The organism is Aquimonas sp. (assembly GCF_044377145.1).
Classification (GTDB): domain Bacteria; phylum Pseudomonadota; class Gammaproteobacteria; order Xanthomonadales; family Xanthomonadaceae; genus Aquimonas.
On sequence record NZ_JBILJQ010000078.1, the window covers coordinates 1 to 22211 of the forward strand.

The 22211-nt window shown below is 67.7% G+C and carries 14 protein-coding genes; 6 read left to right on the forward strand and 8 right to left on the reverse strand.

Annotated elements, in window-relative coordinates; translation table 11 throughout:
* Both ACIQ7H_RS18515 and ACIQ7H_RS18520 read left to right on the forward strand, forming a co-directional pair.
* Window positions 1-628 (forward strand): hypothetical protein (locus ACIQ7H_RS18515; protein WP_395794278.1); only part of this gene is annotated, 628 nt, incomplete at its 5' end.
* A gap of 248 nt (window positions 629-876) precedes the next feature.
* Window positions 877-1119 (forward strand): hypothetical protein, encoded by a 243-nt coding sequence (locus tag ACIQ7H_RS18520; RefSeq protein WP_395794280.1) that lies wholly within the window; start codon window positions 877-879, stop codon window positions 1117-1119.
* A gap of 84 nt (window positions 1120-1203) precedes the next feature.
* On the opposite strand, the gene ACIQ7H_RS18525 is transcribed toward ACIQ7H_RS18520, so the two are convergent.
* The 5 genes from ACIQ7H_RS18525 to ACIQ7H_RS18545 all read right to left on the reverse strand — a co-directional run bounded on the left by ACIQ7H_RS18525 (window position 1204) and on the right by ACIQ7H_RS18545 (window position 11028).
* The gene (locus ACIQ7H_RS18525; protein WP_395794281.1) at window positions 1204-2592 is read right to left on the reverse strand and encodes a M24 family metallopeptidase; all 1389 of its coding nucleotides are present in this window, start codon (window positions 2590-2592) and stop codon (window positions 1204-1206) included.
* A gap of 414 nt (window positions 2593-3006) precedes the next feature.
* Complete coding sequence (locus tag ACIQ7H_RS18530; protein ID WP_395794283.1) at window positions 3007-4566, reverse strand: serine/threonine protein kinase; 1560 nt, start codon at window positions 4564-4566, stop codon at window positions 3007-3009.
* 906 nt (window positions 4567-5472) lie between these two features.
* Window positions 5473-6285 carry a TrmH family RNA methyltransferase gene (locus ACIQ7H_RS18535; protein WP_395794285.1) on the reverse strand — a complete coding sequence of 271 codons (813 nt, stop codon included), beginning with the start codon at window positions 6283-6285 and terminating at the stop codon, window positions 5473-5475.
* Between the two features lie 494 nt (window positions 6286-6779).
* Window positions 6780-9923, reverse strand: a complete 3144-nt coding sequence (locus ACIQ7H_RS18540; protein WP_395794287.1) for an efflux RND transporter permease subunit — start codon at window positions 9921-9923, stop codon at window positions 6780-6782.
* Window positions 9924-9933: 10 nt separating this feature from the next.
* Window positions 9934-11028 carry an efflux RND transporter periplasmic adaptor subunit gene (locus tag ACIQ7H_RS18545; RefSeq protein WP_395794289.1) on the reverse strand — a complete coding sequence of 365 codons (1095 nt, stop codon included), beginning with the start codon at window positions 11026-11028 and terminating at the stop codon, window positions 9934-9936.
* A gap of 720 nt (window positions 11029-11748) precedes the next feature.
* Between ACIQ7H_RS18545 and ACIQ7H_RS18550 the strand changes: the two genes are divergently transcribed.
* The 4 genes from ACIQ7H_RS18550 (at window position 11749) to cysG (ending at window position 17792) form a co-directional block, all read left to right on the forward strand.
* Window positions 11749-13578, forward strand: a complete 1830-nt coding sequence (locus ACIQ7H_RS18550) for an assimilatory sulfite reductase (NADPH) flavoprotein subunit (RefSeq protein WP_395794291.1) — start codon at window positions 11749-11751, stop codon at window positions 13576-13578.
* A gap of 11 nt (window positions 13579-13589) precedes the next feature.
* The gene (gene cysI, locus ACIQ7H_RS18555) at window positions 13590-15290 is read left to right on the forward strand and encodes an assimilatory sulfite reductase (NADPH) hemoprotein subunit (RefSeq protein ID WP_395794293.1); all 1701 of its coding nucleotides are present in this window, start codon (window positions 13590-13592) and stop codon (window positions 15288-15290) included.
* On the forward strand, window positions 15287-16048 hold the full coding sequence (locus tag ACIQ7H_RS18560; RefSeq protein WP_395794295.1) for a phosphoadenylyl-sulfate reductase: 762 nt from the start codon (window positions 15287-15289) through the stop codon (window positions 16046-16048). Before cysI ends, ACIQ7H_RS18560 begins: the two co-directional genes overlap by 4 nt.
* Window positions 16049-16343: 295 nt before the next feature.
* Window positions 16344-17792, forward strand: a complete 1449-nt coding sequence (gene cysG, locus ACIQ7H_RS18565) for a siroheme synthase CysG (RefSeq protein ID WP_395794303.1) — start codon at window positions 16344-16346, stop codon at window positions 17790-17792.
* A gap of 349 nt (window positions 17793-18141) precedes the next feature.
* Here the strand turns inward: cysG and ACIQ7H_RS18570 are convergent, their stop codons facing one another.
* The 3 genes from ACIQ7H_RS18570 to ACIQ7H_RS18580 form a co-directional block, all read right to left on the reverse strand.
* Window positions 18142-20013: a D-arabinono-1,4-lactone oxidase gene (locus ACIQ7H_RS18570; RefSeq protein ID WP_395794297.1), complete on the reverse strand. Its 1872-nt coding sequence runs from the start codon at window positions 20011-20013 to the stop codon at window positions 18142-18144.
* A gap of 242 nt (window positions 20014-20255) precedes the next feature.
* Window positions 20256-20582 (reverse strand): hypothetical protein, encoded by a 327-nt coding sequence (locus ACIQ7H_RS18575; protein ID WP_395794299.1) that lies wholly within the window; start codon window positions 20580-20582, stop codon window positions 20256-20258.
* A 669-nt stretch (window positions 20583-21251) separates the two neighbouring features.
* Complete coding sequence (locus tag ACIQ7H_RS18580) at window positions 21252-22082, reverse strand: hypothetical protein (protein WP_395794301.1); 831 nt, start codon at window positions 22080-22082, stop codon at window positions 21252-21254.
* Window positions 22083-22211 lie beyond the last annotated feature (129 nt).

The window sequence follows — 22211 nt, forward strand, 5'->3', positions numbered from 1 at the left end:
CGAGCGCACATGCGCACGCCACCGCCGCACCTCCGAACAGGCCATCGACCGATCCTCCGTTGGGGAAACCGGAGACGGTCGGGAGAATCAGGTCAGGAAGGTAGGTGAGGTGGGCGGACGCTTACGGAACAACAGCGGCCTGCTGGCCAACTACATCAATACCAACGCCGCAGCCCTGGTGGCCGGCACCACTGTGATTCCGGCGCTGTGGGCCGGCCAGCCCTTCCTGACCGGCTCCAACTTCAACTTCGGTGTCGCCAACGCCCAGGTCTGGAACGCGCCGGGTGTGGCCAACCAGCCGCGCCACATGCTGTCGCTGAACACCTGCAATGCCTGCCACGGCGGCGAAGCACGCGACAGCACGGTGCCGGGCGACCTGCCCTTCCTGCATGTCGGCGTGCGCCTGCCGGCGGGCACCAGCCAGCTGTCGAAGTTCCTGCTCGGCAACGGCACCCTCGCCGCCCCCTCTACCTTCAACAAACCCGATCCAATCAATGGGGCCCCGGTGCGCCAGTTCGGTGATCTGCTGCGGCGCCAGCAGGACCTGTCCAACCTGGTCAACAGCAGCTGTCTTTCGACCGGCCTGATCAACCAGCTGCAGTTCCAGCCGCTGCAGATGGTGCATTGATTCAAATCCGGCGCGCGGAGCGCCGGCAGCGGGCCAGGGAGGGCCCGCTCAGTCACTGGGTGAGAACGATCCGAGGCCGCCAGCGCGCCAATGTCTGCGCCGGCATTCGACCCGCATGCCCGCCGCTGCAGCGGGCTATCGCCGCGCTTCGCGGCCAGCGCATCGCCATCATTGGGCCGGCACACGGCTTGCCATCCAGTGGCGGTCGCAGCATTCTGCCGCTCCCAAATGGAGACTTGAGCCGGCTGATGAACGAATCGCGCGACTATCTTGAACTGACTTTCCGCTCGGTGTCCTGCTTCGGCAACGACGGCCGGCTGGATGCCGAAGAGCTTGGTGAGCTGATCGCCATCGCCGAGCGCGACGGCAAGTTCGACGCCAATGAAACCCGCGTACTGAAGCGCATCATCGACCGCATCCGCCCGGATGAGATCGATGCCGCCATGAAGGCCCGCCTGGCCGAGCTGACCCAGAAGCTGGGCAGCGCCTGAGCCCCGCGCGGACTGACCAAGTTCGCAGTCAACGCGGATCCGGCGTAGGCCCTCGCGCCCGCCAAACTCGGGCCGACCACGGGTTCAGCGCACCAGATGCCAGCGCGTCTGGCGGCCGGCGAGATAGGTCACCCGTTCGCCATCGAACAGCGCGCCCTGCTCAAGCTTGATCTGCACCCACTGCCCGTCCCACTCGGGCAGTGGCTGTCTGATGTTGCCCTCGATCGCATAGACGGTGTTTGCAAACAGCCGCCAGTCGCCCTGCCCGGGTGCCGGCTCCTGGTTGTCCCACATGCCGATGGTCGGGCCAGGTGCATGGCCGAACATGCCGAGCGCGTGGGTGTAGATGCTGCTGACGATGCCCGCGCGCTCGGCCGCGGCCCGCGTGGCGACCAGAATCTGGTTGCCGCTGCGGCCGGATCGGAATTCGGCGGTGAGCAGATCCTGCCAGCGGTTGCCGGTCGCGAGCGCGGCGATCAAGCCCTCCGGCACTTCGGTTTCACCCACGCGGGCGACATAGCCCATTTCCTGGGTGTCGGTGCACAGCTTGAGGTAGCACAGGCCGACATCGGTATGCAGCACGTCACCGGGCTGGATCACCCCGCTGCCGCCGCAGAACGGGCTGTCGCGCTCACAGGCCTGGCCCTGCCGCTGCAGATTTACATCGGGCATGAACCAGATTGGCAGCCCCAGCGATTCGAAGCGCTCGCGGATGTACCAGGCGACATCCTCGGTGCTGGTCACACCGGGCGTGATCACGCGGGTGCTGAAGGCTTCGGCGATCACCCCACGGGCGATGCCCATCATCTGCGGGTACACCGCCAGCTCGGACGCGGTGCGCGTCTCCAGCCAGCGCACCACCAGCTGTTCGGCCGGCACCAGCCGCTCCTCGAACCCGTCCGGCAGTACCTCAAGCAGGCGCTGATGCATGCCGCGTGTCAGCCCATCGGCCACCGCCCAATCACGCGACACATTGATGCCGATGCGGGCCGGATTCTTCTCGGCGATCAGCGCCGCCAGGGCCGTCCATTGCTCATCCAGGCTGCCGCCCGCCCACGCCGACTCATACGGCGCGCCCAGCGGATAGCGGTTCACGGTCAGGCGCTCGATGCTGCCGTCCGGCAGACGATTGAACACCAGCATGGTGGTGCGCCGGGCCGCAAAGCTCGGCTGCGGCACCAGGCTGAAGTAGACCGGGTCTTCGGCGTATTCGCGGTTGATCACCAGCCACATGTCGAGGCCGGCCTCGCTCATCAGGTTTGGCAGCAGCTGTTCGAGGCGCTCGATCACGATGCGATTCTCAGGCTCGATCCGCGCGCGCGGCGACAGCACACCAAAGTCGGCGGCGGTGCCGATCACCCGGCCCTGTTCGGCCTCGATGCCGACCGGTGCCGGTGCAGCGGCGTGCGCGCAGGCCACAGCAAGCAGGCTGGCGATCGCTGAACTCAGAACGGTTGAAACGTGACGGAACATGGCGACCTCGATGGGCGATTGAGCGGGCGACGCAGGAATACAGCCTCAGCGCGGAGCCTGCAACATCCCCCGATCGGCACGCCGCACTCGTCGCAACGCTGCCGACTGGCTGGCCTGGCTGCGCGCACTATCCCTGCGAACCGCCGATCGTGAACGAGCGGATGGTCGACGGGATGATGAGTTCGAGCCTTTGCGTTCGCATGCACGGCAACACGTGCTACGCCCCGCCGGTGGGCTTCGAATGGCAGCCATCTGGCCATCGCGCGGACCCCGCCGCCGCTCATGCTTGCCGGCAAGCATGAGCTGAGCCCAGGCCGCGGCCGCGGCGGTTGTCAGCACGCTGCTGCAGTGCCGGCGACAGGGACGCCGTCCCGTCGGCCGCGCGCGGCGCTGCACGCCATCGATCGAGAACGGCTACAGCCGCTGCACCACCGCACCCAGCGCCCATACAAGGCGTTCGAACTGGCCGGTGAGTTTCAGCAGCACCAGCTTGTCGTTGTTGCCGAGCGCGCGGGTCTCGTCGGTGAGGTAGCTCTGCCGCAGGTTCTGCATCATGTCGCTGCGGTCGCCGGTGATCTCGCGCACCATCGCCATGCTGTCGAGGTCGGCATCGCGCACCGCGTCCTGCAGGGTCAGCAGGATCGCGTCGAGGCCTTCGATCATGTTGTTGCGCAGGGCGCGCACGCTGGCGCCTTCGGTCGGCATCAGCGCGACCTGGCTGAACTCGACCAATTGATTGGTCAGGGTGCCGAGGCGTGCATGCCGATCCATCGCGGTGTTCAGACGTTCGAAATCGCTGACGTCCATCGAACGCGCACCCAGGACCTGCAGGTAGTCGCCCACCGCGATCGAGGTGCGCCGCAGCAGGTCGTCGCAGAAACGCAGGTGTTTGCTGGCGTGGGCCGGCTCGGGAATGCGCAGGGCCTCGATGTAGTCGGGCAAGCGAATCAACAGCCGGCTGAGCTCGCGCTCGACCAGGCCCAGCGCGATCACCGTGCCCGCTGGCGTGCCGGCAGCGCTGGCCGCAACCGTTTCCACCCGGCGCACGATGGTGGCCTCCGGGTCGACCTCGGCCATGGTCGAGGCCAGCGGCCGGGTCGGTGCATCCTGCAGCGCCGACAGCGTGGTCGCTGCATCCAGTGCCGCGCCGGCCACCGCGCCTGTGCCCGGCAGCAGATCACCGCAGACCGCCGCCAGATCCAGCAGGAACACATCGAGCCCGCTGTAGCGCTCTTCTGGCTGCTTGGCCAGCGCGCGCTGCATCAAGGGCATGAAGCGCGCGAACTCCGGCGGCAGCGGCGGCAGGTCGGCGGTGGCGTGCTTCAAGGCCAGCGCGAACGCATCGGTGGCCTCGAACGGCGGCGCACCGGTCAGCATCTGCCAGAACAGCACGCCGAATGCGTAAACGTCGGCGCGCTGGTCGATCGGCCGGCCCATCGACTGCTCGGGGCTCATGTAGCCGACGCTGCCCATCGCGAATCCGGTGCGGGTCAGCGGGCTGTCATCGCTCATCACCTTGGCGATGCCGAAGTCGGTCAGCACCGGCGTGCCGTCATCGCGGAACAGCACGTTCATCGGCTTGACGTCGCGATGCACAAAGCCGCGGCGATGCGCGTAATGCAGCGCCCCGGCCAGGGCCTGGGTGATCCGCAGCGTCTCGGAGAGGCTCAGGCCCGCGCCGATGCGATCACGCAGCGTGCCGCCGGGCAGCAGCTCCATCGACAGGTAGAATTGCTCACCGTGTGAACCAATGTCGTACACGGTGACGATATGCGGATGGCTGAGCTGGGCGATGATCCGCCCTTCGTTGAGGAAGCGGGCCTTGAAGTCCGCGTCGGCGCCCAGCGAAGGCATCATCACCTTGATCGCGACGCTGCGATGCAGCGATTCCTGCCGCGCCCGGAACACCGAGGCCATCCCACCCCGACCGAGCTCGCCTTCGATGTGGTACCCGGGAATCTGCTGCTCGCTCATGGCCCCTCGAACGCGACGGTGTCAGCTGGAATCCGGCCGGGATCATAGCATGCGGGGTGGCGGGGGTCGGGTGGGTGGGCGGAGTGCGCGCAGACATGAGCTGGGCTGGATGACCGCCGGAACATGAGGCGCTGGTTGCCGGGCGGCGGTCGTCCCGGCAACGCCTTTGCGGATGTCGGGCAGCACCGATCGAGGCTCGGCGCGTGGCGCCACGAAGCCTGCCGAACGGGAAAGCACGTCGCTGCCGGGCCACTTCGCCGGCACGGGCAGAGGTGAGCGTTGAATCGGGGGCGACGCACTTCGTCGGCGGGCTGGGTCAACCAAGCGAGGGATCGTCCGAAACGCGCGGTCTAGGCCTGAGCTGATCATGCACCGCTCGCCAGAACCTCGCGGCTTCCGATTCCCCCCTGCTTTCAGCAAGTCTTGCCAAGCGCATCGCGGAAAGGTGGGCGTTCAAGCCACGTCGTGTGGCCAATTCGTGGGCCTGACGCGAAACCTCGACATAGTCGAGTTCGCCACATCGATCGAAATCAGCTGCTGGCATCGCGCGTCCTGTGACCGAGGTTCAGACTTCGCCGCAACTGCGCGGCACAGAGCTTGAGGCCTCCGGTGCAGTCGACCGCCGAAGCACCCGGGAGCCCCTGTTTGAAAGCATAGTCCTGGTTCCTGCTTGCGGAGCGAAGACTTGCTGGCAAGCGCTTTGCGGCATCGAACGGCAAGATGCCTGAAGTCGGTCCGTCCTTTCATGACCATCCACCAGCGGGCTGCGGTCTACTCGCCGTCGCAAGTTCTGGCTGCGCTGGGGAAGACGGTCGAGCACTCGCAGCATCGCCTTGGGGCAATGAGTTCGGGCGGCGGTGTGCCGTGCACGGTCGCGACCGCGCCGCCCGATTGCGATCCGCAGCCCTACTTCACCGCGTGCTGCCGCCAGTGCTCCGCTAACACGACGGCCACCGCGGTGGCGATGTTGAGGCTTTCGACCTTGCCGCTGCCGGGGATAGAGATGCGTGCGTCGCAGCGGTCGATCATCGCGCGCTGCATGCCGTCGCCTTCGGCACCGAACACGAACAGGGCGCGCTCGGGCAACTCGGCGGCGTAGATCGATGGCGCGCCCTTGGGCAAGGTGGCGAGGGTCTTGAAGCCGGCGGCGGCGAGTTGGGCCAAGGCCTGGGTTTGGGCGGCTTCGCTATCGCCATCGACCTCGCCGTCGGCATAGACCAAGGGCACGTATTCAGCGCCGCCCTCGGCGATGCGGGCCGCGGCGGCCGACAGGCCGAGTTCGGAATCCGGCGGCAGCAGCACGGCGCTGACCCCGAAGTGCGCTGCCGAGCGCAGCACGGCGCCGAGGTTGTGTGGGTTGCCGACGCCGTCCAGCCACAGCAGACGTACCGGCTGCTGCGCCGGCAGCCGCGCCAGCAGGTCGGACAGCGACAGCTGCGCCGGTGGCAGCATCACCAGGCACACGCCCTCGTGGTGGCTGCTGCCGGTGATGCGTTCGAGCTCGGCGTCGTCGACCACGCGATAGCCGAGGCGCTTGGACACGCAGAAGGCGAGGATCTCGCGCAAGGTGCCGATGCGCGATTCGTTGAGATACACCTTGCGCAGCTCATCCGGGCGGGCCGCGAACGCGCCGCGCGCGGCGTTGAGCCCACAGACTTTCTGCTCAGCGCCGCGCCGCGGCAGGTAGCCGCTGCTGTCGGGCGTGGCGGGTTCGCGCACGGGTGAACGTTCGGGGCGAGGGCCCTCGCGACGCGGCTCGGCGGTACGGCCGTGCTCAGCCCGCGGACCCGCGGCGCGCTCGTGCTCTCGGCGCGGCGATGCGGGACGAGCCGAGGCTGCGCGTGGCTGCGGCCAGGCTGACGGAGCCGCGCTGGGACGTGCCGGACGAGAATCCGAATCGCCAGTTCGGCGCGGCGATTCCGGCGCACGTTCGCCGCCGCGGGCCGCGGGTCGGCCTTCGTGGCTTTGTTCAGCGCGCGAACGCCCGCCCTGCGAATGCTCCGCGTGCGAACGCTGAGGGCGATTGTTTGCATCGCGGCCGGCGCCGTGGCGTGCGCCCGGCCCGCGCTCGCCTTCCGCGCCACGCGGAGTCGCAGCATCATCGCCAGCAGGCCGCTCTGTCCGTGCCTGCCAAGGCCCGCGCGGGGCACCGGAGGCTGGCGGCTTCGGTGGGCCCGGCGGGCGTTTGCCCCAGGGTGATTTGGGTTCGTCTGTCACGCGTGGCCTCCAACGACCGGGGCGATCTCGGCCTCAAGTTCGTCCAGCTTACGGCCCAGCGCCTCCGGCGAGTGGGTATACGGCGCCAGCAGCGCGTAGAAGGCCGGAATCACGAACAGCGACAGCAGGGTCGAGAAGGCCACGCCGAAGATCACCACCACGCCGATGGTGGCGCGGCTGGCCGAGCCCGGGCCGCCAGCGGCGACCAACGGAATCGCACCGGCGATCGTCGCGATCGAGGTCATCAGAATCGGCCGCAGGCGCACCGCCGAGGCCTCGATGATCGCCTCGCGCACCTGCCGGCCTTCATCGCGCAGCTGGTTGGCGAACTCGACGATCAGGATGCCGTTCTTGGCCGCGAGCCCGACCAGCATGACGATGCCGATCTGGCTGAACAGGTTCAGCGTGCCCCCCGTCACCCACAGCCCGCCCAGGGCGCCGAGCACCGCCAGCGGCACGGTGAACATGATCACCAGCGGATGGATGAAGCTCTCGAACTGCGCCGCCAGCACCAGGTAGACCACCAGCAGGGCCATGGCGAAGGTCGCCAGCGCACTGCCGCTGGCTTTGACGAACTCGCGCGAGCCGCCCTTGTAGTCGATCTGGGCGTAGTCGGGCAGCTCTTCGCGCGCGGTCTGCTCGACCCACTGGATCGCCTCGCCCAGCGTGTAGCCGGCGGCCAGGTTGGCCGAGACGGTGATCGCACGCAGGCGGTTGAAGCGGTTGAAACTGCCGGGCTCAGCCAGCTCTGACAGCCGTACCAGATTGGCCAGCGGGATCAGCTCGCGGGTGCGCTCGGAGCGCACGTATACGCCGGTCAGGTCGGTGGTGCTGACCCGGAAGGCTTCTTCCGCCTGCAGGATCACGTCGTACTCCTCGCCGTCCTCGACATAGGTAGTGACGCGGCGCGAGCCCATCAGGGTTTCGAGGGTGCGGCCAATTTCCTGCACCGAAACGCCCAAGTCAGCGGCGCGCTCACGCTCGATGTCGATACGGATCTGCGGGCGGGTTTCCTGGTAATCGGAATCGGCGCCGAAGATGCCGGGGTTCTGCTCCATCCGCGCCAGCATGCGGTCGCGCCATTCGGACAGCTCCTCGTAGTTCGGGCCGCCCAGCACCACCTGCAGCGGCTGGCCGCGGCCGCCGCCCAAGCCGCCGCCGCGGCCCTGCGCGATCGCGCGTACGCCCGGGATGCCAGCGAGCTCGGCGCGGAAGGCGTCGATCACCTCGCCGGTGCTGAGCGTGCGCTCGGCCCAGTCCTTCAGGATCACGATGGCGAAGCCCTGGTGCATTTCCTCGCTGGCCCCGAAGCCGCCGGGCACGCGGGTGTTGATGCGCTGCACCGGGCCGTCTTCGGCGATGTAGGGCTTCAGCTTCTCTTCGATCTGCTGCACCTGGCTGACGGTGTAGTCGTAGCCGGCGCCCTCCGGGCCCTGGATGTTGACGAAGAAACTGCCGCGATCCTCGTCCGGCGCCAGCTCACTCGGCACGCTGACGAACAGCATCACCGCCAGGCCGCCGACCAGAGCGAAGGTCACGCCCAGGCCCGACCACAGCACCGCCGGACGCTGCCCGACCATGCGCTCGATCAGGCGGCCGTACTTCGCGCTGATCCGGTTCACCAGGCCCAGGAAGACGGCATTGACGCGGTTGTGCTTCTCGTTCGGGCGCACCAGCTTCGAGCACATCATCGGGGTCAGCGTGAGCGCAACGAAGGCGGAGATCGCCACCGCCGCCGACAGCGCCACCGCCAACTCGCGGAACAATCGGCCAGCGTTCGACTGCATGAATCCGACCGGCAGGAACACCGCCACCAGCACGGCGGTGGTGGCGATCACCGCGAACGCCACCTGGGCGGTACCGCGGCGCGAGGCCAGCAGCGGCGGCTCGCCGAGATCGGCGCGGCGCTGAACGTTTTCGAGCACGATGATGGCGTCGTCCACCACCAGGCCGATACACAGCACCAGCGCCAGCAAGGTCAGCAGGTTGATCGAGAAGCCGAACGCCGACAGCGCCATGAAGGCCGCGATCAGACACACCGGCACCGTCACCGCCGGGATCAAGGCCGCGCGCAGGCTGCCGAGGAACAGGTAGATCACGATCAGCACCAGCACCATCGCCTCGATCAGCGTCCACTGGACACGCTTGATGGCCTCGTCGATGAAGATCGTGGTGTCGAAGGCGACGATCAGGGTGGCGCCTTCCGGCAGGCTGGATTGAATGCGCTCCACTTCAGCGCGCACGCCCACCGCCACATCGAGGCTGTTGGCGGTCGATGTCTTGACGATGCCGAGGCCCAGATTGGGCTGGCCATTGCCGCGGAAGTACGCGCGGCGCTCGCTGGAGGCGCGCTCGACGCGGGCCACATCGCTCAGCCGCACCACATAGCCATCCGCGCCCTTCGACAGATTGAGCTCGGCGAAGTCTTCCGGCGCGAGATAGCTGCGGTTGACGCGCAGGGTGAAGTCGCGGGTTGCCGACTGCAGGCGACCGGCCGGCAGCTCGATGTTTTCGCGGCGCAGTGCGGTTTCCACATCGCCGACGGTGAGCCCGCGCGCGGCGAGCGCTTCGCGGTCCAGCCAGATCCGCATCGCATACCGCTGCTGTCCGCCGATGCGCACCGCCGCCACGCCATCGATCGAGGACAAACGATCAGTGATGTAACGCTCGGCGTAGTCGGTGAGCTCCAGTGTGTCCATCCGGCTGGAGTTCATGTTCAGCCAGATGATCGGCTGCGAATCGGCCTCGACCTTGGCCACCTGCGGCGCATTGACCTCGTCCGGCAGGCGGTCGGCGATGCGGCTGATGGCATCGCGCACGTCATTGGCGGCGGCCTCGATATCGCGGTTCAGGCCGAACTCGATGGTGACGTTGCTGGCGCCGTTGCGGCTGCGTGAGTCGACTGACTCGATGCCTTCGATGCCGCTGACGGCGTCTTCCAGAATCTGGGTGACGCGCGTCTCGACCACCGCCGCCGAGGCACCGGTGTAGGTGACTTCCACCGACACGATCGGCGGATCGATGTCGGGCAGTTCGCGCACGGTCAAGGTGCTGTAGGCCATCACGCCCAGCACCACCAGCAGCAGGTTCATCACGATGGCCAGCACCGGACGCTTGATCGAGATGTCGGACAGAACCATGGCGTGCTCCTTATCCGGCCAAGGGCGCGAGGGTGGGCGGCGCGGCTTCGACCACGCGCGCACCGGGGCGCAGCTTGACCGTGCCTTCGACGACGATGCGCGCGCCCGCCTGCAGGCCTTCGACGATCTCGACTTCGCCGCGGCGACGCGCGCCGGCACGCACGTCGACCCGGCTGACCACGCCGCCTTCCTCAACCCGATACACGAAGGCCTGGCCGCCGATCTGCATCAGTGCGAGCTCGGGAATCACCAGGGCCTCGCGCGCGGGTTTTTCAACCCGCACCGTCAGCAGCATGCCGGGGCGCAGGCGCTGCTCGGCATTCGGAAAGTCCGCGCGCACGGTCACCGCGCGGGTGATCGGGTCGATCCGCGAACCGACCGTCGCCAGCACGCCGGTGAACTCCACGTCCGGGTAGGCCGCGCTGCGCGCACGCACGGTCTGGCCGGTGGCGAGCGCGGCGAGGAAGGTTTCCGGCACCGAGAAGTCGAGCTTGATCACCGAAATGTCATCCAGGGTTGCAATCGCGGTGCCGGGCGTCACCAGGGTGCCTGGGCTGACCTGCCGAAAGCCGAGCACACCGTCGAATGGCGCAGTGATGACGCGGTCGGCCAGGCGGGCGCGGATGGACTCGACACGGGCACGGGCGGAATCACGCGCGGCGACCTGGGTGTCGAGCTGACTGCGCGGCACCGTACCGCTTGCGACCAGACCCTCCAGACGCTCGTACTGCTGGCGGGTTTCCTTGTAGTTGGCCTGGGCCTCTTCCAGCCCGGCCACTTCGGCGCGGCCGGACAGATCCACCAGGATGTCGCCGGCGATCACGCGGTCGCCGTCCTCGAACTTCACGCTTTCCACCACCTCGGTGACCTTGGCGGTGAGCGTCACCGACTCGCTGGCCTGGGTGGTGCCGAGCGCTTCGATCACATCGGTCCAAGGCGCGGTGGTGACCACGGTGCTGATCACAGTCGCCGGCGGCATCGCGGCAGCCGCTCCGGGCGCGGCACCGCCCGGAGGCGTGCCGCCACAGGCGACAAGCACGCTGGCAAGGCCGCCGGTGAGCAGGGTCGCGGCGAGCTTGGACGAAAAGCGGGGGGCTTTGGACATGGGGGTTCCTCGGTGAAGCTAAGGGGTCACAGGCCCGCGGGGCCGCGCGAAGAACGCGGAGAGCCGGGGGACGTCGCGCTGGGGAGAGCGCTGCAGCAGGGAGTGGTTTGGCCACATTCTTCGCGAATGTCTGTGCACTGCCCGACAGAGAGCGGCGCACGGCCTTGACCTGCGTGAAGTGTGGGCGCCGGCGCCTTTCCAAGCCTGTGCCTGAAGTCCTCGCGCAGGCGCGCAGACGTGTGGGCGGGGTGAAGGTGTGGCGCAAGCCCGCTCACTGCTCCCCCGCTCCGCCGCCGCGCCCTCCCCGCCGCGGCGCGATGAATTCCGAATCCCCGATCCCGATCTGCACCGTGCGTCCACGCCCCTCGCTTCAAGCCCCTCTCCCCTCGCGGGAGAGGGGTTGGGGAGAGGGGGCACACGCCGCCTCGCAAGACCGCTCCCCCTCTCCCCCGACCCCTCTCCCTCCAGGGGAGAGGGGAGAGTTGGGCTCGGTCGACAAGGCGAGTGCACTTGAAGACGCACGAACCCCCGAGCCGAAGCCCGGCGATGCCCCACTCGAAACCTCAAACCTCAAACCTCAAACCTCGAATCCCGAATCCCGAATCCCGATTCCCGCCCCCCATATACCCCGATCGGCATAAGTAACACCCCGATCCGCGTTTCCGCTGGCGTGCCCGGCGCTGCAACAGTGCAGGCCCGATCCTCTCAGCGCTGCGCACCATGCCCGCTCTGTCCGCACTGCCCGACCTCAGTTCTCTGCCCCTGCCGGCCGCCACCGCGCTGCAGCCGATCGCGCGCGCGCTGGATGGGCTGGATGCCGCCAGCCTGTGGTGGCTCTCGGGCTACGCGGCCGGCCTGGCTCGCGCTGGCGCGGCCGCCGCGACGATCGAACCGGCGTCGGTGGCCTCGGCACCGCCGCGCCTCACCGTGCTATACGGCAGCCAGACCGGCAACGCCAAGCGCGCCGCCGAAGCACTCGCCGCGAGCGCGGAAGTCGCCGGCTTCGCGCTGCGGCTGCTGCGCACCGAGGACTACCCGCAGCGCGAACTGAAAGACGAGCGTCTGCTGTGGCTGGTGATCAGCACCCAGGGCGAGGGTGAGCCGCCGGAGGATTCGCTTGGGTTCGTCGACTTTCTGCTGAGCCGGCGCGCGCCCAAGCTGCCGGAGCTGAAGTTCGCGGTGCTCGGCTTGGGCGACAGCAGCTATCCGAAGTTCTGCGAGACCGGGCGCCAGATCGATGCGCGTCTGGCCGAACTCGGCGCCACCCGCCTGCAGCCGCTGGGTGAGGCCGATGTCGACATCGAGATCGTCGCCACGCCCTGGCGCCAGCGCGCGCTCGAAGGTCTGCAGGCACTGGCCGCGCAGCTGGCGCCGAGCGCGCCGGCGCCCGCCGAGCGCTCCGCCAGCGTGGTCGCGCTGCGGCCAGCGATCGCCGCCTCGTTGCACAGCCGCGAGCACCCGTTCAAGGCCGAGCTGCTCGACCAGACCCGCCTGACCGGCCCCGGCAGCGCGCGCGATGTGCGCCATATCGAACTCAGCCTGGCCGGCGCCGGGCTCAGCTTTCAGCCCGGCGACGCGCTCGGCGTGTGGGCGCCGAATCCGTCCGCCCTGGTCGACGCCGTCCTGCAGCTGACCGCGCTCGATGGCGACCTCGCGCTGAGCCTCGACGGCGTTGAGCGCCCACTGCGGGCGTGGTTGAGCGAGCACCGCGAACTGACCCGTCTGGCCAAGCCGCTGCTGGTCGCGCTGGGCACGGTCTCGCAGCACAAGGAGCTGCAGGCGCTGCTGCAGCCGGCTGAAGCCGAATCGCTGTCGGCCCTGCTGTCCACCCATCAGGTGATCGATGTGCTGCGCTGGTGGCCGGGCGCCTGGAGCGCCGAGGCCTTTGTCCGCGCGCTGCGGCCGATGGCGCCGCGGCTGTACTCGATCGCGTCCAGCCCGCTGGCCTACCCCGATGAAGTGCATCTGACCGTCGATGTGGTCGGCGCCGAAGACGGCGACCCGCTGCGGCTGGGCATCGCCTCGCATCAGCTGGCCGAGCTGGCGCCGGGCAGCAGCGCGCGCGTGTTCATCGAGCCGAATACGCGCTTCCGCCTGCCGGCCGACGGCAGCCGCGATCTGATCATGATCGGCGCCGGCACCGGCGTGGCGCCGTATCGCGCCTTCGTGCAGCAGCGCGCGGCGGAGGGCGCGACCGGCCGCCACTGGCTGCTGTTCGGCGCGCGCAGCCTGCGCGACGACTTCCTCTACCAGCTCGAGTGGCAGGAGGCGCTGAAACGCGGCGAGCTGCAGCACATCGACCTGGCCTTCTCGCGCGATGCCAAGCCGCGGGTGTACGTGCAGCAGCGTCTGCGCGAGCAGGCCGCGCGCCTGTTCGAGTGGCTGGACGGCGGCGCGCATCTGTACGTCTGCGGCAGCCTCGCGCTCGGTCGCGATGTGCAGCAGACCCTGCTGGACCTGTTCAGCGCCCGCCTCGGCAGCAGCGAAGCCGCGCACGAGGCCATCCAGCAGCTGCAGCAGTCCGGGCGTTACGCCCGCGACGTCTACTAGAGGCCCGCGCCATGTCCGCCCATTCCGTTGAAGACATCAAACGCGACAGCCGCCTGCTGCGCGGAACCATCGAAGAAAGCCTGGCCGATGCGGTGACCGGCGCTCTGCGCGATGCCGATCAGGTCGTGCTGAAGTACCACGGCAGCTACCAGCAGGACGACCGCGACATCCGCGAGCCGCGCCGCAAGGCCAAGCTCGAACCGGCCTACAGTTTCATGATCCGCACGCGCACCCCCGGCGGCGTGATCACACCCGAGCAGTGGCTGAAGCTCGACGCCATCGCGACCACCTACGCCGAGCGCGGACTGCGCATCACCACCCGCCAGGCCTTCCAGTTCCACGGCGTGATCAAGCGCCGGCTGAAGCCGACCATGCAGGCGATCAATGCCGCGTTGATCGACACACTGGCCGCCTGCGGTGACGTTAATCGCAATGTCGCGGTGGCCGCGAATCCACAGCTGTCCGCCCTGCACGAGACTGTCTACCGGCAGGCCGCGGCGCTGTCCGAGCATCTGCTGCCGAATACCCGCGCCTACTACGAGATCTGGCTGGACGAAGAGCGCGTCGCCGGCGACGACGGCGAGCCGCTTCCTGAGTCCGAGCCGATCTACGGCCCGACCTACCTGCCGCGCAAGTTCAAGATCGGCTTTGCGATTCCGCCGCATAACGATGTCGACGTGTTCAGCCAGGACCTCGGCTTCATCGCCGTGGTCGAGAACGGCGAACTCAGCGGCTACAACGTGACCGTCGGTGGCGGCATGGGCAGCACCCATGGCGACCCCGAAACCTATCCACGCCTCGCCGATGTACTCGGGTTCATCTCTCCCCACGAAGTGATCCGCGTCGGCGAGGCCGTGGTCACCGCCCAGCGTGACCTCGGCAACCGCGCCACCCGCAAGCGTGCGCGGCTGAAGTACACCATCGACGAGCACGGCCTCGACACCTTTCGCGCCGAGGTCGAACAACGTGCCGGCATCCGCTTCGAGCGCGCGCGCGATTTTGCTTTCACCGACAACGGCGACCGCTTCGGCTGGATCGAGAGCGACAGCGGCCGCTGGCACCTGACCCTGCGCATCCCCGCCGGACGCATCCAGGATCGGCCCGGCGCGCCGCACCTCAGCGGCCTGCGCGAAGTCGCCAAGGTGCACCGCGGCAGCTTCCGCATGACCCCCAACCAGAACCTGGTGATCGCCGACATCGCACCCGAGCGCCGCGCCGGTATCGATGCACTGCTGCGCCAGCACGGCCTGCTGGCGCACACCGAAGCGAGCCCATTGAAGCGCGACGCGCTGGCCTGTGTCTCGCTGCCGACCTGCGGCCTGGCGATGGCCGAGGCCGAACGTTACCTGCCCGAACTGCTGGACCAGGTGCAGGCCCTGCTCGACCGCCACGGCGTCGGCCAGCGCCCGCTGCTGCTGCGCATCTCCGGCTGCCCGAACGGCTGCTCGCGGCCGTACCTGGGTGAGATCGCCCTGGTCGGCAAGGCGCCCGGTCGCTACAACCTGATGATCGGCGCGGATCACCGCGGCCAGCGCCTCAATCGCCTGTTCATCGAGAACATCACCGAGGCGCAGATTCTGGCCGCACTGGACCCGCTGGTGGCCCGCTACGCCGCCGAAAGTGCGGCCGATGAACACTTCGGCGACTTCCTGCTGCGCGCCGGCCTGCTGCCGCCGGAGCCGCTGCGCGTGCTGAAGGTGCTGGCCGCATGAACGCCGCCATCGCCACACCGGCCCTGCCCGGCGACGGCGTACTGCGCGAGCTGGTGCAGGCCGCCGCGCACCACGATGCGCAGGCGCTGAGCGAGCTCAACGCCTGGCTGGAACCGCTGCCGGCTGAAGCGCGGATCGAGTTCGCCCTGGCTCACTTGCCCGGCACGCACGCACTGTCGTCGAGCTTCGGCGCACAGGCGGCGGTGTCCCTGCATCTGCTCAACCAGCACCTGCCGGGGCTGCCGGTGATCGTGGTCGATACCGGCTATCTGTTCGCCGAAACCTACGCCTTCATTGATCAGCTCAGCGAACGATTGCGGCTGAACATCCAGGTCTTCCGCAGCGAGCGCTCACCGGCCTGGAACGAAGCCCGCCACGGCCGCCTGTGGGAGCAGGGCATCGACGGCATCGAGAACTACAACCGCATCCACAAGGTCGAGCCGATGCAGCGCGCGCTCACCGCCCTCGACGTCGGCAGCTGGTTCGCCGGCCTGCGCCGCAGCCAATCGCAGAGCCGCGCCAACACGCCGGTACTGCAGCTGCGCGAAGGCCGCTTCAAGGTCCACCCCATCATCGACTGGAACGACCGCGACGTCGGACGCTATCTGAGCCAACACGGCCTGCCCTATCACCCGCTGTGGGAACAGGGCTACGTCTCCATCGGCGACATCCACACCACCCGCCCCCTGCTCGACGGCATGCGCGAGGAGGACACGCGGTTTTTCGGGCTGAAGCGGGAGTGTGGGTTGCATGAGTGAGAGCTGGGAATCGGGAATCGGGAGTTGGGAATCGGAGAAGCACCGCGCCGATTCCCGGGATTCGGGATTCGGGATTCGGGATTCGCGGCACGCTGCGAACGACCTGCCCCGCGCAGGAAGTGAAGCCGCGCTTCGCTCCCCTCTCCCCGTGGGAGAGGGGTCGGGGGAGAGGGTCCGGCCAGAGCGCACACACCACGCTAGCCCCACACCCGCTCTACGAATCCCGAATCCCGAATCCCAAATCCCGGGCGGCCCACCCGCTGAGATCAACGCGGTCGCAACCGGGGCTTCGCCGCTGTACCCAGTGTTCCTCAACCTCCAAGGCCGCCCAATCCTCGTCGTCGGCGGCGGCGAAGTCGCAGCGCGCAAAGTTCTGCCACTGATCGAATGCGGCGCGCTCGTCCGCGTCGGCGCGCCGGAGCTCAACGAAGCCCTGCAAGCGCTCAAAGCGGAAGGCCGTATCCACCACTTCGAGGGCGAATTCCAGCCGCACTGGCTCGACGAAGTTTTCCTCGCGATAGCCGCCACCGACGACGTGGAAGTCAACCGTGCAGTCGCCGAGGAAGGCGCAGCTCGGAAGCTCTGGGTCAATGTCGTCGACGACACCGAACTTACCCGCGTGCAGGTGCCGGCAATCGTCCGCCGTGGCCCGCTGACCGTCGCTATCAGCAGCGGCGGCGCAGCACCGGTGCTCGCCCGCCAGCTGCGCGAAAAGATCGAACAGTCTGTCGATGAAAGCTTCGGCCGGCTCGCCGAGCTACTGCGCGTGCATCGCGGAAGCATCCGCGCGCGCTTCCCGCATGTGCCCAGCCGCCGCAAGTTCATGGAAACCCTGTGGCCCGGCGAAGTCGGCGAGCTGCTGCGCGCATCGCGCGTGGACGCCGCCCGCGCGCGCCTGATCGAACTGATCGAAGCCGGCGAACCGGAGGGTTCGAGACGCGGCTTCGTCAGCCTGGTCGGCGCCGGCCCCGGCGACCCAGGACTGCTCACGCTGAAAGGCCAGCGCCGGCTGCAGGAAGCCGACGTGATCCTGCACGACCGCCTGGTCAGCCGCGAGGTGCTCGAACTCGCGCGCCGCGACGCCCAGTTCATCGAAGTCGCCAAGGAAGCCGGCACCCACCACACCACCCAGGAGGGCATCCACGCCCTGCTGCTCGAACACGCGCGGCAAGGCAAGCGCGTGGTGCGGCTGAAGGGCGGCGACCCCTTCATCTTCGGTCGCGGTGGTGAGGAACTCGAATACCTGCGCGCGCACGGCATCGCCTACGAGGTCGTGCCCGGCATCACCGCCGCACTCGCCTGCGCCGCGCACGCCGGCATCCCGCTGACCCACCGCGACCACGCCCAGTCCGTCCGCTTCGTCACCGCCCACTGCCGCAACTCCATCGACGCGCTCGACTGGCGAGCACTCGCGCAAGAGAAGCAGACCCTCGCCGTCTACATGGGCGTCAGCGGCCTCGACACCCTGCGCGAACGGTTGCTCGCCCACGGCCGCGCCGCGAACACACCGGCCGCCCTGATCGAGAACGGCAGCCGCGCCGAACAGCGGGTAATCCACTGCGATCTCGCCAGCCTGCCGGAGACGGCGAAACGCGAAGCGGTGACGTCGCCGGCGCTGTTGATCCTGGGCGAGGTCGCCGCGTTGGGGCGGAGCTTGGCTTGGTTTGGAAAGGACGCCGCCGCGCTGGCCGCGCCGCAGCCTATCAACACCCTCGTTCCGCTACAGATCGATATGCGCGCCTGATGCGGTGGGCGCTTTTTGGGCCGCCGGGTTCTGCAGCGCCGCTCTGCAGCCCGTGCTGTGCGCCTTCTCGCTATCGACGCCATAGCGCCTGGAGCTGCGCCGGCCGCGCATCCCAGGCCGTTCGCCCCGCCTTCCGCCCCAAATCGGCGAAGTCATCGCAGCGGCCCGAGCGTGCGGCTACCGCTTCGTGAAAGCGGGGCCGCGAAGGGGGCACCGCTCTGCACTACCAACAGCATCCTCAAGGCCCGAGGGCGAGCGGCCGGCTATCCGATGTCTGCTGGCGACTGCGGCCTGAACCGAACTGAGCACGCCGCGAGGCCCCAGGGCCTCGCGGCCGCAGGCCTGTGGCTCAGTGAACCTGGCCCAGCAGTTCTTCAACAAATCGATTGAGGAATACGCCATTCGGATCGCGCGACTTTCGATAGGACTCGAATGCTTGCCCGCGTGCGCTGCGGCGCTGCGCCAGGTCCTTGAGAAACCCCGGGTTGAAGGGTGCCGAATAGCTGCCCGGCGCTTGCGCAGGGTCGTAGAAGCCGAACATCTTGCCGCTGTGCGGTTCGCCGCCGAGGGCACGCCAGGCGCGTTCGATGTCCGCGAAAAAGCTCAGCAGGCGCGCCGGGTAGTCAGTGCCGGCCACGGCGGGCACGTAGGCGATCAGGTCCAGATTGACGAAGCTGGCGTCCGCTCGGGGGGTGTAGGTGCCCGCCAAGGCGGTGTCGCCACCGCGGATGAAACGGAACTCCATCGGCGCGACCATCAGGAAGTCCTGGGTGCGCTGCAGCCGATCGGCCACCGCAGTGAGCCCGGCCCACACCTTGGCAAGGCCGGCGTCATCAAGTGCAGGCAGCTCAATGAAGTAGGACATGAAGATCACCCGCGACGCCTTGGTCAGCCACAGGTCGGAGTAGACGCTGCTGGCCGCATCGAAAAGCCCTTCGATGGTCAGGTAGCCGGCGTCGATGATCGCGCTGGCGGCAGCCGGAACGCCCGCGTACTGGGCAGCGATCAGCGGCGGCTCAATGATCGGCTCCAGTGGGATCAGGTAGGGCGCACCGAAGATCTCTGCGCCGGCCAGCGTGCAGGCGTCCGGCACCTCCACTTGCAGGTTCGGGACCTTGGTGGGCGGCGCAGCCAGCACGTCCCACCACAGCGCCAAGAAACGATGGCTGTAGGGGTTGAAGAAGGTCTCGACTCGATCGTGCGCGGCCAGCAGTGGCTTGAACTTGGCGATGAACTGTTGCTCGCTGGTGCAGCTGATCTGGTTGTCCCTGCCCGCACTCAAGCTGCTCGCCCAGGGGCGGGGCATCACCTCCACGGTGACCGCGGTGACGATCCCCAGCGCGCCGAAGGAAACGCGAGCAAACTGCAGCGGCGACCAGGCCCCCGTGCGTGCCGTCTGCGCATCGATTCGGCTCACCTCGCCATCGGGACCCATGATGTCGAAGGCATTGACCGTTTCCGCGAAGATCGGCGCGCTCAATGTGGCGCCATGAACATCGACCGCGGTCATTCCACCGAGGCTGAAGAATCCGCCGGCGGTCACCGTTTTCAGCATCAGGTCGCGCGCGGTAAGGAAAGCATCCAGCGCGTCTTCGCGCACGCCGGCATTGACCGTGACGCTGCCCGCCGCAGCATTCAGCACCATCGACTCGCCGCCGCCTGCGCCGAGATCCCGGTAGCAGGACAGATCGATCAGCCAACGGTTGGATGTGGGTGCGTCGCGACTGTCCTCGGTCACCAGAGGTGGCTGCGCATGACGCTGGCCGGATACGCGCAAGGTCGCGCCCGCGTTCGCCGCGTCCTTCACCAGCTGACTCAGCTCAGCGCGACTCGTGGGCGAAAAGTAGTACTCGCCATCGATCGGCATTGCGCGCACCACGTTCTGCGCCCAGTTCCGCCAGGGCAGTGGCTCGACGGCGAAATCGAGGGTGGTGCCGGTCACCTCATACGCCGCCAATCGGCCATTGCTCTTAGCCTGAACCAGCGGTGTTCCGCGGTTGCTGGTTCCCAGCACGGCGACAACGTAAGGCGTCACGCCGATCGCATCATCCGGCACACCGATGCTGGCGAGTGGAGGGCTCACCCGGTACAGGCCGTTCTCATAGTTGCCGCTGTTCCATGCCGTGGTCTTCCAGCTGCCGCTGGGATCCAACCACTGAACCGAGAAGTTCATGACAAAGATGCCGTTGTTCAAGCAACCGATGCGTTCGACGTGCTTCATGGCGGGCTCCGCAGGGAAAGGGGGTTGGCATGTGGAGCACTTGGCCGGCGCAAGGCGCCAGCGCCAGGCCTGATGCCGGCGAACAGGTGTCGCGCGTAGTCGCCACAGGGCGCGGTGCGAGTTCGCACAGACGCGGCGCGCCCGGGGCCGGAGGAATGCATGGTGTGGCAACAGTGAGCCCGGATCCGCTCCGGGCTCACCGTGCTTGAACAGACCCCTGAGGGGACTGTTCATTGCAGGACTCAATCGATCAGCGTGATCGCGAAACCGATGAAGGTCGTGCCGGTGGCTTCGTAGGTGGCGATCTGCCCGTTGGCCGCGTAGGCGACGAACGGTGTGCCCTGGCCGGAGGTGCCGGCCACCGCATGCCCGTAGGGCGTTACCGCCAACGCATTGGCCGGCACACCGATCTCTTCCAGTGGCGGCGTGGTCCGACTCTGCGCCACCGGGTAATTGCCGCTGTTCCACTCGGTGGTGTTCCATTTGCCATCGGTCCCCAGCCACTGGACCGAGAAATTGAACACGTAGGCACCCTTGTTGACGACGGTGATCTTCTGGATTTGGCGCATGCGAATCTCCTGCTGTGGAAAGAGTCGGGTCGGAGTCACGGTTGTCGAAGTCCGGGGTGGCGCACCGCGACGGCGCGGCAGATTCCACCGCCTGCGTCCGCTTGGCCCTGTTACCCCTCGCTCCGGCTGCTGGCACGAAGCGCCCCGCATCGCCGGCTTTCCACCCTGATCCAGAGAGGAAAAACCGAGAAATGCATCGCACTGTGCGCCGCAAGAATGTGACGGAGATAACATTCCCGCAAGCTGTCGTATCTGGCAGGTGCCGGCTGGGGACGCGCAGCCGGCAGCGATCAGCAGACCCAGCAAGGCAGGGAACGGGCTCGATGCAGCTGAACACCAGCGCGGCGCACATCGCACCGATGAAGCTGGCAGCCTGTCGGGCTTTGGGGGTCGAGGCGGTAGTCGCCTGCGCGAGGACAGTTCTTCGACGGTTTGCAGGCCGAGTGGGCTCTCGGCCAAGAATCGGCAGATCGTGGACCGCGCAGCTGGGTTTGCAGCCCGGTCAACCAAAGTCCGACAGGCTGCTAGCTCCCCGCACGCCAGCAAGCGGTTCGGTTCCACCCGCGCCGCCGGAAATACTCCCGGCGGCGGCTCGGCGCAACCAAGATCGACCTGAGCCGTGCCCGCGCTGACCGATGGTGCGGAGGGCACCCGTCCGCGGCTCGACGTTCAGGACTCGAACTGATCCCGAAACAGCGGACCTTGGGTGCAGTCGGAAACCTGCTCGGGAACCACCAGCACGTTGTAGCTCTTGCCGATGATTGAGCCGCTCATCGAGAAAATGCGCCAGCGGCTGTCAGAGGTGCTGAAGACGAGATCGAAGGTCGCCCCGGCCGCATCAGCCGAGGGGCTGGCATTTGCGAGAACAGCAACAACGCGGGCGCAGGGATTGCCGTTGAGCAGCGGATGGTTCAGCAGCAGCGCCTCGTTGGTCAGGGGGTCGCCGGCCCGCTTGTCGACGCGAAAAAAGTTCGGGGTCGGCGGCTGCGAGTAGATGTTGAATTTGGCGCCCGCCGGCAGCGCCACGCCGTTGGCGTTGTGCACGAACGCCTCACCACCGGAGCTTCCGACCGCGATGGGATTGTTGTTGTAGACGCCGGGCGCGCCGGACCCATTCCAGTTCTGTTCGGCCAACACGAGGTGGCCGGCGTCCGGGCTTGGCAGGACACTCGCGTTCGGAAACCCCGGAATCGTGGTGGTGACGGTGTGCATCGTCAAGTCAATCGACGGCAGCGGGTGAAACACGTTGTAGGCCAGCGTCGGCGACATCGCTGACAGGTCCTGGTTGAAAACGTTCCAGCGGCCGTCGAAGAAAAAGACCCCGGTTGGACGGGGGTTGGTAACAAACGGGTTGATGGATCGATTGAGCGCGGTGAAGAGGCGCGTGCCGTTGCCAGCGTTGATCAGCGCGTCGTTGATCGGAAAGTAGTTGCCATCAGGAAGGTTCGAGGGCGCCACCAGCATTCGATGGCCGTACTCGTAAGCGCCGATATCGACCATGGCCCCCTACGTGTCAACCTCCTACCCAACAGTTGTTCTCGGTTTTTATAGATAACAATTGTGGGGCGGTTTGAGGAGGTTTCAGTGAGCAAGGCAGGCATCGAAGTGGAGACAGATCCGCAGCTTGAA

Excerpts from the sequence above, each read along its gene's own strand:
- ACIQ7H_RS18520 (WP_395794280.1), top strand. The coding sequence starts at position 877 with ATGAACGAATCGCGCGACTATCTTGAACTGACTTTCCGCTCGGTGTCC.
- ACIQ7H_RS18525 (WP_395794281.1), bottom strand. The coding sequence starts at position 2,592 with ATGTTCCGTCACGTTTCAACCGTTCTGAGTTCAGCGATCGCCAGCCTG.
- ACIQ7H_RS18530 (WP_395794283.1), bottom strand. The coding sequence starts at position 4,566 with ATGAGCGAGCAGCAGATTCCCGGGTACCACATCGAAGGCGAGCTCGGT.
- ACIQ7H_RS18540 (WP_395794287.1), bottom strand. The coding sequence starts at position 9,923 with ATGGTTCTGTCCGACATCTCGATCAAGCGTCCGGTGCTGGCCATCGTG.
- ACIQ7H_RS18545 (WP_395794289.1), bottom strand. The coding sequence starts at position 11,028 with ATGTCCAAAGCCCCCCGCTTTTCGTCCAAGCTCGCCGCGACCCTGCTC.
- ACIQ7H_RS18550 (WP_395794291.1), top strand. The coding sequence starts at position 11,749 with ATGCCCGCTCTGTCCGCACTGCCCGACCTCAGTTCTCTGCCCCTGCCG.
- cysI (WP_395794293.1), top strand. The coding sequence starts at position 13,590 with ATGTCCGCCCATTCCGTTGAAGACATCAAACGCGACAGCCGCCTGCTG.
- ACIQ7H_RS18560 (WP_395794295.1), top strand. The coding sequence starts at position 15,287 with ATGAACGCCGCCATCGCCACACCGGCCCTGCCCGGCGACGGCGTACTG.
- ACIQ7H_RS18570 (WP_395794297.1), bottom strand. The coding sequence starts at position 20,013 with ATGAAGCACGTCGAACGCATCGGTTGCTTGAACAACGGCATCTTTGTC.
- ACIQ7H_RS18575 (WP_395794299.1), bottom strand. The coding sequence starts at position 20,582 with ATGCGCCAAATCCAGAAGATCACCGTCGTCAACAAGGGTGCCTACGTG.
- ACIQ7H_RS18580 (WP_395794301.1), bottom strand. The coding sequence starts at position 22,082 with ATGGTCGATATCGGCGCTTACGAGTACGGCCATCGAATGCTGGTGGCG.